The sequence below is a fragment of the Microbacterium halimionae genome, from assembly GCF_011761265.1.
In the GTDB taxonomy this organism is placed as follows: Bacteria; Actinomycetota; Actinomycetes; order Actinomycetales; family Microbacteriaceae; genus Microbacterium; species Microbacterium halimionae.
On record NZ_JAAOZB010000002.1, the window covers coordinates 290,889 to 306,812 of the forward strand.

The 15,924-nt window shown below is 62.1% G+C and carries 18 protein-coding genes; 9 read left to right on the forward strand and 9 right to left on the reverse strand.

Translation table 11 applies throughout. The features are described 5' to 3' along the window. Window positions 1-57 precede the first annotated feature (57 nt). Window positions 58-1,008 carry a DMT family transporter gene (locus FHS06_RS09150; protein ID WP_167048610.1) on the forward strand — a complete coding sequence of 317 codons (951 nt, stop codon included), beginning with the start codon at window positions 58-60 and terminating at the stop codon, window positions 1,006-1,008. On the opposite strand, the gene FHS06_RS09155 is transcribed toward FHS06_RS09150, so the two are convergent. Beyond that, window positions 1,005-1,568, reverse strand: a complete 564-nt coding sequence (locus tag FHS06_RS09155; protein WP_310734792.1) for a nitroreductase family protein — start codon at window positions 1,566-1,568, stop codon at window positions 1,005-1,007. The two genes, FHS06_RS09150 and FHS06_RS09155, sit on opposite strands and share 4 nt — an antisense overlap. Then, entirely contained in the window at window positions 1,565-1,972 is a 408-nt protein-coding gene (msrB, locus tag FHS06_RS09160) for a peptide-methionine (R)-S-oxide reductase MsrB (protein WP_167048612.1), read from the reverse strand. The genes FHS06_RS09155 and msrB overlap by 4 nt, the downstream gene beginning before the upstream one ends. A 76-nt stretch (window positions 1,973-2,048) precedes the next feature. Here msrB and FHS06_RS09165 point away from each other — a divergent pair, with 76 nt between their 5' ends. The 5 genes from FHS06_RS09165 (at window position 2,049) to groL (ending at window position 6,117) form a co-directional block, all read left to right on the forward strand. After that, window positions 2,049-3,047, forward strand: coding sequence for a DUF2332 domain-containing protein (locus tag FHS06_RS09165; RefSeq protein WP_167048614.1), 999 nt, complete (start codon window positions 2,049-2,051; stop codon window positions 3,045-3,047). A gap of 9 nt (window positions 3,048-3,056) precedes the next feature. Next, on the forward strand, window positions 3,057-3,314 hold the full coding sequence (locus FHS06_RS09170) for a DUF3263 domain-containing protein (RefSeq protein ID WP_167048615.1): 258 nt from the start codon (window positions 3,057-3,059) through the stop codon (window positions 3,312-3,314). 9 nt (window positions 3,315-3,323) lie between these two features. Further along, window positions 3,324-3,914 (forward strand): LytR C-terminal domain-containing protein, encoded by a 591-nt coding sequence (locus FHS06_RS09175; RefSeq protein WP_167048617.1) that lies wholly within the window; start codon window positions 3,324-3,326, stop codon window positions 3,912-3,914. A gap of 155 nt (window positions 3,915-4,069) precedes the next feature. Then, window positions 4,070-4,273, forward strand: a complete 204-nt coding sequence (locus FHS06_RS09180; RefSeq protein WP_165141977.1) for a cold-shock protein — start codon at window positions 4,070-4,072, stop codon at window positions 4,271-4,273. A gap of 215 nt (window positions 4,274-4,488) precedes the next feature. Continuing rightward, window positions 4,489-6,117, forward strand: a complete 1,629-nt coding sequence (gene groL, locus FHS06_RS09185) for a chaperonin GroEL (RefSeq protein WP_167048619.1) — start codon at window positions 4,489-4,491, stop codon at window positions 6,115-6,117. A gap of 65 nt (window positions 6,118-6,182) precedes the next feature. Here the strand turns inward: groL and FHS06_RS09190 are convergent, their stop codons facing one another. From FHS06_RS09190 to FHS06_RS09215, 6 genes are all read right to left on the reverse strand, one after another. Continuing rightward, window positions 6,183-6,470 (reverse strand): WXG100 family type VII secretion target, encoded by a 288-nt coding sequence (locus FHS06_RS09190; RefSeq protein WP_167048621.1) that lies wholly within the window; start codon window positions 6,468-6,470, stop codon window positions 6,183-6,185. 128 nt (window positions 6,471-6,598) lie between these two features. Beyond that, window positions 6,599-8,278: a sensor histidine kinase gene (locus FHS06_RS09195; RefSeq protein ID WP_310734793.1), complete on the reverse strand. Its 1,680-nt coding sequence runs from the start codon at window positions 8,276-8,278 to the stop codon at window positions 6,599-6,601. 86 nt (window positions 8,279-8,364) lie between these two features. After that, the gene (locus tag FHS06_RS09200; RefSeq protein WP_167048623.1) at window positions 8,365-9,057 is read right to left on the reverse strand and encodes a response regulator transcription factor; all 693 of its coding nucleotides are present in this window, start codon (window positions 9,055-9,057) and stop codon (window positions 8,365-8,367) included. A 78-nt stretch (window positions 9,058-9,135) separates the two neighbouring features. Beyond that, a complete protein-coding gene (locus FHS06_RS09205; protein ID WP_167048625.1) occupies window positions 9,136-10,791 on the reverse strand; it encodes a DNA repair helicase XPB in 1,656 nt (551 codons plus the stop codon). A gap of 56 nt (window positions 10,792-10,847) precedes the next feature. Beyond that, on the reverse strand, window positions 10,848-12,617 hold the full coding sequence (locus FHS06_RS09210) for a helicase-associated domain-containing protein (RefSeq protein ID WP_167048627.1): 1,770 nt from the start codon (window positions 12,615-12,617) through the stop codon (window positions 10,848-10,850). A gap of 1 nt (window position 12,618) precedes the next feature. Continuing rightward, window positions 12,619-12,885, reverse strand: coding sequence for a multidrug ABC transporter ATPase (locus FHS06_RS09215; protein WP_165141989.1), 267 nt, complete (start codon window positions 12,883-12,885; stop codon window positions 12,619-12,621). 108 nt (window positions 12,886-12,993) lie between these two features. Between FHS06_RS09215 and FHS06_RS09220 the strand changes: the two genes are divergently transcribed. Continuing rightward, a complete protein-coding gene (locus FHS06_RS09220) occupies window positions 12,994-13,377 on the forward strand; it encodes a cold-shock protein (RefSeq protein ID WP_167048629.1) in 384 nt (127 codons plus the stop codon). Beyond that, entirely contained in the window at window positions 13,361-13,966 is a 606-nt protein-coding gene (locus tag FHS06_RS09225; RefSeq protein WP_167048631.1) for a DUF3027 domain-containing protein, read from the forward strand. The genes FHS06_RS09220 and FHS06_RS09225 overlap by 17 nt, the downstream gene beginning before the upstream one ends. 8 nt (window positions 13,967-13,974) lie before the next feature. Here FHS06_RS09225 and serC read toward each other — a convergent pair whose 3' ends face one another. Beyond that, window positions 13,975-15,087 carry a phosphoserine transaminase gene (gene serC / locus FHS06_RS09230; protein WP_167048634.1) on the reverse strand — a complete coding sequence of 371 codons (1,113 nt, stop codon included), beginning with the start codon at window positions 15,085-15,087 and terminating at the stop codon, window positions 13,975-13,977. 117 nt (window positions 15,088-15,204) lie between these two features. Between serC and FHS06_RS09235 the strand changes: the two genes are divergently transcribed. Beyond that, the gene (locus tag FHS06_RS09235; RefSeq protein ID WP_167048636.1) at window positions 15,205-15,906 is read left to right on the forward strand and encodes an iron-dependent transcriptional repressor DtxR; all 702 of its coding nucleotides are present in this window, start codon (window positions 15,205-15,207) and stop codon (window positions 15,904-15,906) included. Window positions 15,907-15,924 lie beyond the last annotated feature (18 nt).

Consider the following 15,924-nt stretch of genomic DNA (forward strand, 5'->3'; position numbering starts at 1 on the left):
CGGCACAACAAAGCTGCATTTCGCATTTCTCGCCGATCGCGCGGGCGAAGGTGGGCAATGAAAAACCGGATGCCGTCGGCCCTCTCCGTTGGCGGCGCGCTGGCCGGTGCGGTAACCGTCGGTGTGCTGACGGCGCTTCAGGCGCGCGCCAACGGCTCGCTCGGCGCGGAGCTTGGCGACGGGGTCGTTGCAGCGTTCATCTCATTCGCATCGGGCCTCGGCATCCTGCTGGTGCTTTGCCTCTTTGTTCCTTCGGGACGCGCCGGGGTCAGGGCGGTGGCACAGGGGGCTTTTCGTAGCATCCCGGCGTGGATGATGCTCGGCGGCCTAGCTGGTGCGTTGACGGTTGTGACGCAGAGCCTGACCGTCGCGACAGTGGGCGTGGCGTTGTTCACTGTCGGCGTCGTTGCGGGTCAAACCGTCAACGGGCTGCTGCTTGACCGATTCGGCTATGGCCCCGCAGGATTCGTCGCGGTCACCATGCCGCGCATCATCGGAGCATCGCTCGCCGTCGTCGCTGTCATCCTCTGTGTCGTCGGCGACACGAGTGCTGGTGACACGTGGTGGATGCTCATTCTGCCGTTTCTCGCGGGCGCTGGAATCGCGTGGCAACAGGCGACCAACGGACGACTCCGGCAGCGCATCGATAGCGCCCTTGTTGCGACGCTCGTCAATTTCGTGGGCGGCACTCTTACGCTTGGCATCATCGCGCTCGTGCACATCGCAATCGCCGGTGCGCCCACGAGCTTTCCAACGAGTCCCTGGGTATATCTTGGGGGAGCGCTCGGCGTCGTCTATATCTTCTTGTCGGCAGCTCTTGTGCGGGTGACGGGCGTGCTGCTGCTCGGACTCGGCTCCGTCGTCGGACTGCTGTCAACGGCGGTCGTGCTCGATGCCATCTGGCCTGCGCCTTCAGGCCCATCCACCCTGTTCGCTGTGCTCGCAGCGGTCGTCGCACTCATCGGCGTCGCGATCGCGGTGTTTCCGAAACGTCGCCGAAGCGTCTAGTTCGAAGCGTCGGACTTCTTTTTGCGCGGCATCCGGGCCAAAAACCGGTCGCCGTCGATACTCTTTCGCCGTCCGGTCCGTGTGCGCGGCGGCTTTCCTCCGACGTACAGCCACCCCAGCAACGCCTCGTTTTTGCCGAGACCATGTGCTTTCGCCACTGCCTTGCTTCGGGTCGCGCTGCCGGTGCGCCAGAACACGCCCCAGCCTGCTTCGTCGAGCAGCAGACTCAGCATGTGAGCGACACCAGAGGCAGTAGCCTCCTGCTCCCACCGCGGTACTTTTTCACTCTTGCTGTAGCTAACGACGACAGCGATCAAAAGGGGCGCACGCATGGGCTTTGTTGACGGATGCTTTTCGCCCTCTGCCTTCGCGAATGCACGACCGAGACGCTCGCGATCGGTGCCTCGCAGCTCGATCAGTCGCCAGGGGCGCAGTGCGGAGTGATCAGCAACCGTGCCGGCGGCCGACACGAACGACGCAAGCTCGGCGTGATTTGGAGCAGCGTCCGTGACGCGCGAAAGTGACTTGCGGGCCAGCACCGCATCCAATGCGCCGCTCACGACGCACCCTCGGGGCTGAACTCGAGTGCAAGCGAATTCATGCAGTACCTGTCGCCTGTGGGTGTGCCGAATCCATCGGGAAAGACGTGCCCGAGATGCGAACCGCACCCAGCGCACCGCACTTCGGTGCGCTGCATGCCGTGTGCATTGTCGGCGATGAGCTCGACAGCATCGGGGCGCACTGACTCGTAGAAGCTCGGCCACCCGCAGTGCGAATCAAACTTCGTTCCGCTCTCAAACAGCTCTGCGCCGCATCCAGCGCAGGTGTAAAGACCCGCACGCGCCTCGTCGAGCAACTCTCCCGTCCAGGGGCGTTCGGTGGCCGCCTCGCGGAGGACGGCGAATCGGTTGGGGTCGAGCTGCTCGCGCCACTGCTCATCTGACTTGTCGACTGCGTACGTCATGAAACCTCCTTGGGGCTGCCTCTATTCAACCCGAGCAGATGCTCACTGTCGCCCAGAGTGCGCCGAGAATGGACATATGACTTCATCCGAGCACGCGGCTGTCTCGGCGCGATATGCGAGATTTGCGCGGGATGAGGCGCCAGGGCGCTCTGCGCTCTATACCGAGTGGGCTCAGGGGGTGGCAGGCGACCCGCACGTGTGCGCAATTCTGGCGAGAATTCCAGCAACGCATCGTCAGCCTCCGTTGGTGTTCGCGGCCGCTCGAATTCTCGGTGCACCGCTTGCCCCCTACCCGGTGTGGTCGAAGTGGGTGCACGCTCACACCGATCTTCTTATCGCCGAGTGCGAGCGACGCTCGTTGCAGACGAACGAACCGCTGCGCTGCGCGGCGCTTCTCCCGGCGCTTTCGCTTATCGACGGTCCGATCGCCCTTATCGAGCTTGGTGCGAGTGCTGGGCTCTGCCTGTACCCGGACCAGTATTCGTATCGCTTCTCGCGCACGGACGGCACGCCCGTGGAGCTTGACCCCCTTCGTGGGCAGAGCGCTGTCGTTCTGCACGCTGAGCTCTCGGGTCATCCGGTCCTGCGGATGCCCGAGGTGGTGTGGCGCGCGGGAATCGACATTTCACCTCTTGATGCCCGAGATTCCGATGATCGTGAGTGGCTGAAAACTCTCGTCTGGCCGGGCGAGGAAGGTCGCGCAGAACGGATCGTCGCGGCTCTCGATATCGCCGCAGCCGACCCACCGATCCTCGTCGCGGGCGATGCCGAAGCTGAGTTGCCAGCGCTGATCGCGCGTGCGCCCCGCAACGCAACGCTCGTGGTGACGACACCTGGAGTGTTGATTCACATTCCGCGAGCGCGCCGCGACGCCGTGATCAACGCCGCCCGATCGAAGGCGCGATGGATCACGATCGATCCGCCGACAGCTCACGACGCGTGGCGTGAGCCGCCGGGCGAAAACTGGCCAGCATCCCGATTCGTGCTGGGCCTCGACGGTGAGATCGTCGCCGCCGTTGACCCACTTGGTGGTGTCGTGGAGTGGCATCCGTCGTCGACGACCGGTGCGCGTTAGCGTTGAAATATGCCTCTGACGGACCGCGACCGCGCGCTGCTTGCCTTCGAAGCGCAGCATCCACGGCACGTGGGAGACAAAGAAGAACGAATTCGCGCTGAACTGCAGGTGAGCCCCGCGCGCTACTACCAGCTTCTCGGGCGTCTCATCGATACTGCGGATGCACTCGAGTTCGACCCACTACTCGTGCACCGGTTGCGGCGTGTTCGCGACGCCGATGAACGATCACGCCGCGCGCATACCGCGCGCACTGGTTCTGCCAGATAGCATCGACGGATGCCGAGAACGCCTATTTCGCGTGACCGATTCGACGATCTCCCCGAAGGAATCGATCGCGTCGGGGCGCACCGCGCCGAGAATCCCCGGATGCGCGGTTGGTTGGTGCTGACGTGGGCGATCATTGCGACGGTTGTGTTGACCGTGGTCGGCATCTTCGGAAGCATGATTGTTTCGGGTCGAATCGACCTGTTTCCGACGTCTGCCCCCACTGTTTCGCAGTCGCCCGGCATCGAGCCCGTGATTGACGCGTCGTACACGGTGCTTGTCCTCAACGCCACGGGAGAATCCGGGCTCGGAAACGTCGTACGAGACGAGATCATCGCGGCGAATGTCGGCTGGACCGGTGACACAGTGCTTGCAGCGAATGCGGCATCCACTGATTTTGAACAGACGACTGTTTTCTACCCGTACCCAGAAGACGAGGCAGCGGCTCTCGGGCTCGCTGAACTTCTGGGCGACGTGCCGGTTGCGCAGAGCGAGGCATACCTTCAGGTTGAGCAGCCTGAGGACGGATCTCAGATTCGTCAGCTGACGGTTGTCATCGGTGCGGATCGTGCGACGACTGAAGAGAACGCGCCCGCGTCCTAGCTCGCGTCGTGCTCCGGGGCAGGGTGTGAAGACCCCTGTGTTTCCGGTCTGTAAAAAGTTTGCTGCCGCCGTGTCACAAGTTGCGGGAACGGCGATATCTCAAGGGAACGCCTGGATACGATTGCCGCGTCCTACCGCAATAACAGGAGATACGCATGGCCGAGGGTACCGTCAAGTGGTTCAACGCTGAGAAAGGCTTCGGCTTTATTACGGTGTCGGATGGGCAGGATGTTTTCGTCCACTATTCGAACATCGACATGTCTGGTTTCCGTGTTCTCGAAGAAGGCCAAGCCGTCGAGTTCACGGTGGGATCAGGGCAAAAAGGCCCCCAGGCCGAAGCCGTTCGCGTCGTCGCCTGAGCACCGACCTTCACCGGGCGGTTCTGCACTTCCCTCTCTGCGGAGGGTGGCGCAGAGCCGCCCGTTGTCGTGTGTGGCGCCACGCGCCCTCGTAGCGCAGCAATCGACGGTGTCCCGCGCTTGCACTCGGCACCCCCGAGTGCCAAAATGAGTTAGCACTCGCAATCGCCGAGTGCTAAGACGGTAAGGCAACGTCCGGGAGGGACGAGACACACATGGCAAAGATCATCGCTTTCGACGAAGAGGCCCGACGAGGCCTCGAGCGCGGCCTGAACATCCTGGCCGACGCCGTCAAGGTGACCCTGGGTCCCCGCGGTCGCAACGTCGTGCTCGAGAAGAAGTGGGGCGCTCCCACCATCACGAACGACGGTGTGTCGATCGCCAAGGAAATCGAACTCGACGACCCCTACGAGAAGATCGGCGCTGAGCTGGTCAAGGAGGTCGCCAAGAAGACTGACGACGTCGCAGGTGACGGTACGACCACGGCAACTGTTCTGGCTCAGGCGCTCGTCAAGGAAGGCCTGCGGAACGTCGCAGCCGGCGCCGACCCCATCTCCCTCAAGCGCGGAATCGAGAAGGCTGTCAAGTCCATCTCGGAAGAGCTGCTTGCATCGGCCAAGGAGATCGAGACCAAGGAAGAAATCGCCGCTACGGCATCGATCTCTGCTGCGGACCAGACCATCGGTGACCTGATCGCTGAGGCGATCGACAAGGTTGGTAAAGAAGGTGTCGTCACCGTTGAGGAGTCGAACACGTTCGGCACCGAGCTTGAGCTCACCGAAGGTATGCGCTTCGACAAGGGTTACATCAACCCCTACTTCGTTACCGACCCTGAGCGTCAGGAAGTCGTTTTCGAGGAGCCTTACATCCTCATCGCGAACCAGAAGATCTCGAACATCAAGGATCTTCTTCCCATCGTCGACAAGGTGATCCAGGACGGCAAAGAGCTCCTGATCATCGCTGAAGACGTTGAGGGCGAAGCTCTCGCGACGCTGGTTCTCAACAAGATCCGTGGCATCTTCAAGTCGGCAGCCGTTAAGGCTCCCGGTTTCGGTGACCGTCGCAAGGCGCAGCTGCAGGACATCGCGATCCTCACCGGCGGCCAGGTCATCACCGAAGAGGTGGGCCTCAAGCTTGAGAACGCGACGCTTGACCTTCTTGGTCGTGCCCGCAAGGTCATCATCACCAAGGACGAGACAACCATCGTCGAGGGTGCTGGCGAGTCGGCACAGATCGAGGGTCGCGTCACGCAGATCCGTCGCGAGATCGAGAACACCGACAGCGACTACGACCGTGAGAAGCTCCAGGAGCGTCTCGCGAAGCTTGCTGGTGGCGTCGCCGTCATCAAGGCTGGCGCGGCAACTGAGGTCGAGCTGAAGGAGCGCAAGCACCGCATCGAAGATGCAGTGCGTAACGCGAAGGCAGCCGTCGAAGAGGGCATCGTCGCCGGTGGTGGCGTTGCGCTCATCCAGGCAGGCAAGAACGTGTTCTCGAATCTCGAGCTCACGGGTGACGAAGCAACCGGAGCGAACATCGTTCGCGTTGCTATCGAAGCGCCTCTCAAGCAGATCGCGCTGAACGCCGGTCTCGAGCCTGGTGTCGTCGTGAACAAGGTTGCTGACCTCCCCGTGGGTCAGGGCCTCAACGCGGCAACCGGTGAGTACGTCGACATGTTCGCAGCCGGCATCATCGACCCGGCAAAGGTCACGCGTTCGGCTCTCCAGAACGCAGCATCGATCGCAGGTCTCTTCCTGACGACCGAGGTTGTCGTCGCTGACAAGCCCGAGAAGTCACAGGCTCCGGCCGGTGACCCCTCAGGTGGCATGGGCGGCATGGACTTCTGATCCAGTAAACGCAGTCGAAGGGCCCCGGCATCTGCCGGGGCCCTTCGTGTTTTCGCGACGACGAGCTAACGGAACATGCTCGCATTTGAGAGCTCGGCATCGGCGTACTGCTGCCCCGCCAGCGCGAGTGCCTGGTTGAGGGCACCGATCGTGTCTTCGACATGATGCTGTGTCGCACGCCACTGGTCCACGACGCCCTGAAAGGCAGTGGCCGCGGTACCGGTCCATGACGACTGAAGTTGGCTGAGCTGAGCGGTCAGCGACGTCGACTCGGTATGGAGCCGGTCGATCGTGGCGCGTGCGGCGGCAGTGGTCGTGAGGACGGCGTCGCTGTCGACGGCGAAAACAGCCATGGAGTACTCCTTCGATTGGGATGACGGAGACCCCACGCTAGGAGCGCCAACAGCTGCGCCCTGCGAAGACCTGTGTTCCGTGGAGCACCGTAACAACAGCTGTCGTTGGGGAGAAAGAAGGCCCGCCGTTAGGAGGACTTCATACGGGGCAGCGGCTGTGTTTCGATCAGGAGATGAGCTGAGGCATCCTTACCCAGCGCCAGCGGGAATGCGACGCGGAACGTTGCTCCGCCGCCCGGAGTATCTGTCACCTCGACGTTGCCGTTGAGAGATTCGACGATCGAAGCGACGATCGACAGGCCGAGTCCCGAGCCACCGGTGTCGCGCGTGCGTGAGGTGTCGGCGCGCCAGAATCGCTCGAAAATATGACCGCGGATCTGTGGCGGAATACCTTCACCATGATCGACTATTTCGAGCCAACCCATCTGCTGATCGTGGTCAACTCCCACTCGGACTTCGATCGGAGACTCTTCGGGTGAGTATCGGCGGGCGTTGCCGAGCAGGTTGGCGATGACCTGGCGGATACGGTTCTCATCGCCGAGCACAACCGGTGTGGCGCGCAGGACCGGAACAGCGTCAGTGGACAGGTCGAGCGGTCCCGTGGCTGTGTCGACGCCTGCGGTGCCGTCTTGGGCCCGTGAGCGGCGGCGCAGCAGCGAACCCGCGCGTTCTATGGGCGACACGCGGCGGCGTACCGCCTCGGTGGGTGTCGTCGGGGGAGACGACACAGCTGCATTCGGCAATGGTGGTCGCGGGGGGAGCGCTGTCGTATCGACGACGGTCACAGTTCGTGTCGGAGCGGCAGCTCCCACATCGAGCGCCGCATCGCGCGCAATCGGGCGTAGGTCGATGGGTGTGATCTCAACGCCACGTCGTTCGTCGAGCCGTGCGAGAGCGAGGAGATCTTCGACGAGCACACCCATGCGGATCGCTTCTTTTTCGATTCGCTCCATCGACTGCGCAATGTCGTCGGGGTTCTTAATCGCGCCCATGCGGTAAAGCTCGGCATACCCGCGCACAGTTACGAGGGGTGTGCGCAGCTCATGGCTTGCATCCCCCACGAATCGGCGCATCTGTCGCACCGTCGCGTCGCGCTGCGACAGCGCCCCATCGATGCGCCCGAGCATTGCGTTGATCGCAGACTTCGACCGACCGACTTCCGTTGTGGGTGCCTCCACATCGGTCATGCGCAAACTGAAATCTCCCGCAGCGATCGCTTCGGCTGTGGATTCGACCTGACCGAGGCTTCTGAATGTCAGAGTGACGACCCAGCGCACGAGAAAAGCACTCGCGATAACGGTGATGATGGCAAGAAAACTGTAGATACCCAGGAACGCCGCCATGAAGCGTTCGCTCGCGGCAGTGGGGAGCGCGACGAGCTGCGTGTACAACAGCCCTGTCTCCGATTCGGTGTCGACGGCAACTGCGGCGCGGTATGGCGCTCCACCCGAAGAGTTCTCAAGAGTGAACACTGAGTCAGAACCCTGTGCCATCGCTTGCGACATGGTGTAGCTGTCGGGAAATTCCGGCGCGGCCGCACCATCACCGCCGCCCTGATTCACCAGGTGGCCATCGGCCTCGGGGCTGTAGATGACGACGAAGTAGCTCGTGGCATTCGATTTGTCGACGAACGTCAGTCCGAGGTCGGAGACCTCGGCGTCGAAAACCGAGCTTGCCACTCCGGTCTTGACGAGCTGGCGTACCTGTTCGTCGAGGTTGTTTCCGAGGGTCTGGCGCAGAAAACCCATGGTGCCAACTCCCGCGGCAAGCAAACCGATTGCGAGCACAGCAACCGTCACTCCGGTCACTTTGGCGCGCAGGCTGACGCTCCGCCACCATCGAGTGACCGAGTCGGATGAGGTGGTGTCGGTGCCCAGGGTGTTCCTCCGCGTGCTCAGGCGCTTTTAGCGGCCTTGAGCATGTAGCCGAAGCCGCGCTTTGTCTGAATCAGCGCTTCGGAGGAGTGCGGATCGATCTTCCGACGCAGGTACGAGATGTAGCTTTCGACGATTCCGGCATCGCCGTTGAAGTCGTATTCCCACACGTGATCGAGAATCTGCGCTTTGCTCAGCACACGATTCGGGTTGAGCATGAGGTAGCGCAACAGCTTGAACTCTGTCGGGCTGAGATCGATGGGGGTCTCGCCCACGAACACATCGTGCGTGTCTTGATCCATCGTGATCTCGCCGGTGCGGATGACCGACTCTTCGTCTGCCTGCATCGTGCGACGAAGAATCGCCTGGATGCGAGCGACGATCTCATCGAGCGAGAACGGCTTGGTGACGTAGTCGTCGCCGCCGGCGTTCAGCCCGGTGATCTTGTCTTCGGTGTCGTCCTTCGCAGTGAGGAAGAGGATCGGAGCCGTGTAGCCAGCCTCCCGCAATCTCTTCGTCACGCTGAACCCGTTCATGTCGGGCAGCATGACATCGAGAACGATGAGATCGGGCTCCTCTTCGAGGACAGCCGAAATCGTCTGCGCGCCGTTGCCTACGGCGCGCACCTGGAATCCCGCGAACTTGAGGCTCGTAATGAGCAGGTCGCGGATGTTCGGCTCATCGTCTACGACGAGGATGCGAGGTGCGGTCATAGCCCCATTATGGTGACCTCAGTGATGGGTCTGCTGGATATTTGCCGGAACGCCGTAAGTTTGGTGCGTTTTGCGGGGTTACGCGGCGATGCCCTCGGCATCCAAAATCGTGTAGCTGTAGCCCTGTTCGGCAAGGAAACGCTGGCGATTCTGGGCAAAATCCTGGTCGACGGTATCGCGCGCGATCAATGTGTAGAAGCTCGCCGTGTGACCGTTTGTCTTCGGACGCAGCAGTCGGCCGAGACGTTGCGCCTCTTCTTGGCGCGAGCCGAAGGAGCCCGAGACCTGAATAGCAACGGATGCCTCGGGCAAATCGACTGAGAAGTTCGCTACCTTCGAGACCACCAGCAGGTTGATGTCGCCTTCGCGGAAGGCCCGATAGAGTTCTTCTCTTTCGTCGACCGGAGTCGCGCCAGTGATCTTTGGCGCGTTGAGCGCCTCGGCCAGCGTGTCGAGCTGATCGAGGTACTGGCCGATCACGAGGATCTGCTCACCCTGATGCCGCTCAGCAAGGGTCTTTACGACACCGATCTTGGCGGGCGCTGAGGCTGCGAGTCGGTATCGGTCATCGTCGGTGGCGGCGGCATACTCAAGGCGATCTCCGGCGGGAAGATCCACTCGTACCTCGTAGCAGGCGGCGGGTGAAATGAAACCCTGAGCTTCAATCTCTTTCCACGGTGCATCAAAGCGTTTGGGGCCGATGAGGCTGAAGACATCGCCCTCGCGGCCGTCTTCGCGAACGAGTGTTGCCGTAAGACCGAGGCGACGGCGAGCCTGGAGATCGGCCGTCAGCTTGAAGACGGGCGCTGGCAGCAGGTGAACTTCGTCGTACACGACGAGTCCCCAATCGAGCGCATCGAGCAACGCGAGGTGAGCGTACTCACCCTTTCGCTTCGCCGTGAGGATCTGGTAGGTCGCAATGGTGACGGGCTTGATCTCCTTGACCTGACCCGAGTATTCGCCGATTTCTTCGGGTGTCAGCGTCGTGCGCTTGAGCAGTTCGTCTCGCCACTGCCGGGCGCTCACCGTGTTGGTCACGAGAATCAGAGTGGTGGTCTTGGTGTCGGCCATCGCTGCGGCACCGACGAGTGTTTTTCCGGCACCGCAGGGGAGCACAACGACGCCCGAGCCGCCCTCCGAGAAGATGTCGACGGCTTTGCGCTGATAGGGGCGGAGCGTCCATCCGTCTTCGGCGAGTTCGATCTCATGAGGTGTGCCGGGTGTGTACCCCGCGAGATCCTCTGCGGGCCAGCCGATTTTCAACAGTTCCTGTTTGATCTGGCCGCGCGCCCATGCATCGACGACAAAAACGTTCGGTGCGGGGTGCCCGAGCAGAAGCGGTTGAATTCGCCGGTTCTTTGAGACCTCCGAAAGAACGGCGGCGTCGGTTGAGCGCAGCACGAGCGTGTTCTCGCCGTAGCCTTCGACGTTCGCGCGCTCGATGACGAGACGCCCGTAGCGCGCAACTGTCTCGCTGATGTCGATCGACACCGAGGGAGGCACCGGAAAACGCGTCCAGCGGTCAAGAGTTGCGAGCATATCGTCGGCGCTGTGGCCCGCAGCACGAGCGTTCCAGAGACCCAGCCGAGTGATTCGGTAGGTGTGAATATGCTCGGGTGCGCGCTCGAGCTCAGCGAAAATCGCCAGTTCGTGGCGCGCGCTTTCAGCGTCGGGATGCGCCACTTCGAGCAGCACGGTGCGGTCACTTTGCACGATCAGGGGGCCATCAGCCATAACGTACGAGCCTACCGTGGGTAACTATGTGCCTGGGCCTACCGAGCAGCGTTGCTTCAGGCGCGATCGACGCGAACGATGCTCGTGATCGGCAGCGTGCGCTCGACATCAGCTGCTCGGTCTCGCCCACGGAGTCGGCCGCCACCGATTCCGGTCGCTTCGATTGTGAACGAGCGAGTGGCCCCACCTGGCAGAGCGACTTCGATGATGAGAATCTCGTGTTCACGCACCGCGCGATCAAGTTCGCGTTCTCGCCAGACGGTGTCGATGTCGGCATCAGCGGGCGTTCCAGCGCGCAGCTGAGAAATCAAACCACCGAAACGCTCGATGGGCGACAGCGCAGTGCCACGCCCGGGAGTTGCGCGGCGGCGAATCTGTTGCCGCTCCCCATCGCTTCCTAACGCCATCGCGGGATAACCGGCGTCGATGAGCATCCAGTAGACGGCTTCGCGACCGACGCCGGTGGCAAGCACGGTCTCATCGAAGACGAGACCGACGCTCCGGACGCTCTGATCGACGGCGATTGTCGCGAGCACGTGCGGGTCGTCGCTCTCGACGTGGGTTCGCCCCGACACCTCGTCGACTAGCACCCGCACGAGGCCATGGCGATCGCTTGCGCGTTCGATCAGATAGTCGAGCGGCTGCGGGATGCCGGTGAGCGAGATTTCCGAGAGGAAAGCGCGCAGTGACTCTGCTGTTTCGCCGCTCGCGATGGCGCTCGAAAGACTCGAATCACTGAACCGGTATGTCGATGCCTGCGCACGAGACTCACGCTCGGCCATCGTGCGAAGACGCATTTCGACGCGGGGAAGAAGGGGCCCCGGTGCGATCGCCGAGAGATCGGCCTGCAGGTATATGCGGTCAATCTCGGCTGGGAAAGCTGCACTGAGCGTCGCCGGATCGGGATCAACTCCCGCGTGGACAGCGGCAGCCCACGGTGGAACCGTGCCGTTCGGCAAGAACAGTGCCCATCGCACGAGGCGCCGGTGCAGAAGCACTGCGCGCGCAGGCCAACTCGAGTCGAGAGGGTAGGCGGCACGCCACGCGTTCGGCTGGTAAATACCGCCGTGAGCCGTGCGGATGCCGTCGGGAAGACGTTCCACCATCGACTTTGCAACCTGGGACCACCGCGAAACAGTATCCGCGCTGAGCCACTGCTCGCCCTCGGATGTCACGATCCATTCGCGATCGATCCCGCGAATCAGCGCAGCATCTTCCGCTGCGCCAAGCAGATCTTCGAGCTCATCGCCGTCGGCAACGGCCGCTGATTCAATCAGACGACGTCGATCGGCCGCTCCGACAGCACCGCTTCCCACGCGCTGCAGCGGAGCCTGCTGGCATGCCAACAGCACATCTGTGAGTGCCGATACCGCGGTGAATGCTCGCTCGGCCGCAGCTGCCGTGTCGATGGCCGAGCTTTCGGCGGGATCCGGAGCGACGTCATCCGCGTCTGGTGCGAGCTCGCCGGTCGGCGCAGCGGGCTTCTCTGAAGCGCGCGCCCGTTCTGCGACCGCGCGGTATGCGTGCCCGTCATCGTTGGAGAGGCCGCGAGCCAAGAGCCAGTGTGCGATCTCGGGCGAAATTGAGCCTGTGCTCTCAGCCGAGGAGTCTGCGCTCGAAACCAAGATTTCGAGTACGCCACGAGGGGCGCGAACGAGGGCCCGATCAATCGAGGCTGAATCCAAGAGCGCTGCAGCAGCATCGTAGAAATCACGCCACGATGCGGCGGCATTCACCCCGCGAAGGGCAAGGAGCGACGCCAGCTCCTCCGGCGAACGCGCAGAAAGGTTAGCCGCAAGGGCGCGTTCGTCTGAGAGGCCGCTCACGTCATCGATCCTTGTTCGCCCTTGCCCTCCGGACGAAGGCTGTGATCAAGACAATGAACATGAGGACGAATGCGACGATGGGGGCGATATAGACAACGATTCCTACCGCAGGCCATACGCCCGTTGAGAAGTTGGCACCCGCCGAAGTGCCGATCAAGATCGCGAAGAACAGGGCGATCGTCAAGATCACGAGTCCAAGAGACATGAAGGCGAGTATGCGGTCGATCCGGCGTACCGGTAGATCATCGCCAGGGGCACGGGTGCTCATCGGCCCCACACTACTCCTGGTCGGCGGTGCCGTAGGCTAGCAACAGGGTCGGCATCCGGCCCCGTTCAGTTTTACCCGCGTCAGCGGGTCGTCTTCAGCGAGGTTTCCATGCCCACCGGCAAGGTTAGATTTTACGACGAAGAAAAAGGTTTTGGCTTCATCACCGCAGAGGATGGCCAAGACGTTTTCTTGCACGCCACAGCGCTTCCCGCGGGTGCTCCCGCCCCGAAGGCTGGTGCACGTCTGGAGTTCGGTGTCGCTGATGGAAAGCGTGGGCTTCAGGCGCTTTCGGTTCGTGTCCTCGATGCGCCGGTAAGCCTTGCGAAGCGCTCGCGGAAGCCCGCCGACGACATGGCGATCATCGTCGAAGATTTAGTGAAGCTTCTCGATGACATTGGTGGAGACCTCCGCCGCGGTCGTTACCCGAGCGGTTCGCACGCCAAGAAGGTCGCTGCGGTTCTCCGCAAGGTAGCCGATGATCTCGACGCCTGATTCCACGCTTATCGAGGCCCACGATCTTGCCCTTGCGGCACTGAAAGAGATCACGGCCGACGACACGATCGGCGCGCCGCAGGGTCATCGTGTTGAAGCGGATGGCGTTATTTCGCTGCTCTTCCAAAACCGGATGCGCGGCTACCCGGGGTGGCTGTGGGCAGTGTCTGTTGCTCGAGTCGACGGCAGCGAACCCACAGTTCTTGAGACAGAACTGATTCCGGACGATGGCGCGTTGCTTGCGCCGGAATGGGTTCCGTGGGCGGTGCGTCTCGCTGACTACCACGCGCAGCAGGCTGCCTCGAGCGCGGACGAAGAACTCGATGACTCAGACAATGACGACGTAGATAACGAAGCCTCAGACGACGACGACTCGGATGACGACGACGACTCGGATGACGACGACGACTCGGATGACGACGACGACTCGGATGACGAGTTCGGCGGGTCTCCGATTCTCCACTCCGGAGACGTTGACGGCGTTGACATCGACGAACTCGACGTCAGCGACTCCGATGATGACGCTGACGACGAAGAAGCTGACGACGAAGACGACGCCGCCGACGAAGACGACGCCGCCGACGAATAACCTCCGCGCTAGAGGTTTTTCAGCGTGTAGTCGATGCAGCGGATGAGTTGACGCACATCGTCGGGCTCGATCGAAACGAAGGTCGCAACACGTAGTTGATTGCGGCCGAGTTTGCGGTACGGCTCCGTGTCGACGACGCCGTTTGCACGCAGGCTCTTCGCGATGTTTGAGGCGTCGATTGACTCATCGAAGTCGATAGTGACGACAACAGGAGAGCGGTCGGCGGGGTTCGCCACAAACGGCGTCGCGAACGAGCTGGCTTCTGCCCACTCGTAGAGGGCGTCAGACGATTCGTGGGTACGCGCATCAGCCCAGGCGAGTCCGCCGTTGCTGAGCATCCAGGTGAGCTGCTCTTCCAACAAGAACAGCGTCGAAACTGCTGGCGTGTTGAGGGTTTGGTTGAGGCGCGAGTTGTCGAGCGCATTTTTCAGGCTCAAGAACTCGGGAATGTACCGATCGGATGCCGCGATTCGCTCAATCCGATCGATCGCAGCGGGTGACACGGCTGCGAACCAGAGGCCACCGTCAGAACCGAGGTTCTTCTGCGGTGCGAAGTAGTAGACATCTGCCTCAGCGAGTGAGAAATCGATGCCGCCGGCGGCGCTTGTCGCGTCGATGACAGTGAGTGCGCCCTCATCGCCGTGAACGCGTGCAATGGGCGCGCTCACTCCGGTCGAGGTTTCGTTGTGCGGCCAGGCGTAAACGTCTACCCCCTCGACAGCTTCAGCGACGGCGCGCGTTCCGGGCTCGGCCTTCCGTACGTCGGGGGCTGTCAGCCAGGGCGCTGCTGCGGCCGCTGCGAACTTGCCGCCGAACTCGCCGAATACGAGGTTCTGGGCGCGGTGCTCGATGAGGCCGAAGGCTGCGGCATCCCAAAACGCTGTCGAGCCACCGTTGCCGACGATGATCTCGTATCCCTCAGGAAGCGTGAACAGCTCGCCAAGGTGCTCACGCACGCTGCCTACGAGGTTCTTGACCGGTGCCTGTCGGTGTGAGGTTCCGAGAACCGACCAGCCCGACTGGGCGAGTGCCTTGAGCTGCGCCGGACGGATCTTGGAGGGGCCACATCCAAAACGTCCGTCAGCCGGAAGAAGGTTAGGGGGAAGCGCAACGTGAGACATGTCACGATTCTAGAGACAGCTCGCATGTCTTTGCTGCGAGCGTGGGCGTTGGAACGGTCTTCGATGAGCCGCGTATAGATAGGCTTGACTTACTAGTTCACAGCTCCGAGGAATGCCATGACTGATCTCATCGATACCACCGAGATGTACCTGCGCACGATCCTCGAACTCGAGGAAGAACACATCGTTCCGCTGCGTGCGCGCATCTCTGAGCGGCTTGGCCATTCGGGTCCGACGGTGTCTCAGACTGTGGGGCGCATGGAGCGCGATGGGCTTGTTGTCGTCTCTGACAACCGAACGCTCGAACTCACGACGGCGGGCCGTCAGAAGGCGATCGACGTGATGCGCAAGCACCGTCTCGCCGAACGTCTGCTGAGCGACGTGATCGGGCTCGATTGGGCGTACGTGCACGAGGAAGCGTGCCGCTGGGAGCACGTCATGAGCGAGCAGGTCGAGCGTCGACTTGTCGAATTGCTGGGGCATCCCACTGAGTCGCCGTACGGAAACCCGATTCCGGGTCTTGACCAGCTTGGCGACGCTGCATCATCGACGTTCGGCGAGGGCGTTGTGAGCCTCGTGCGCGCGCTAAACGCCAGTGGCGGACCGATGACGGGAACAATCCGACGTCTCGCTGAACCCGCCCAGGTTGACCCCGAGCTGCTTCAGCAGTTGCGCACCGCAGGAGTGATGCCCGGTGCGAAGGGCACGTTCCAGTTCAGCGAGGGCTATGTGCTCGTTCAGATGGATGGCAGCGATGAAGGACTTGAGCTTCCCGTTGAAGTTGCGAGTCACATTTTTCTTGTCCACAAGTCCGAGTAGCGGCCCCTGGGCTCGCCC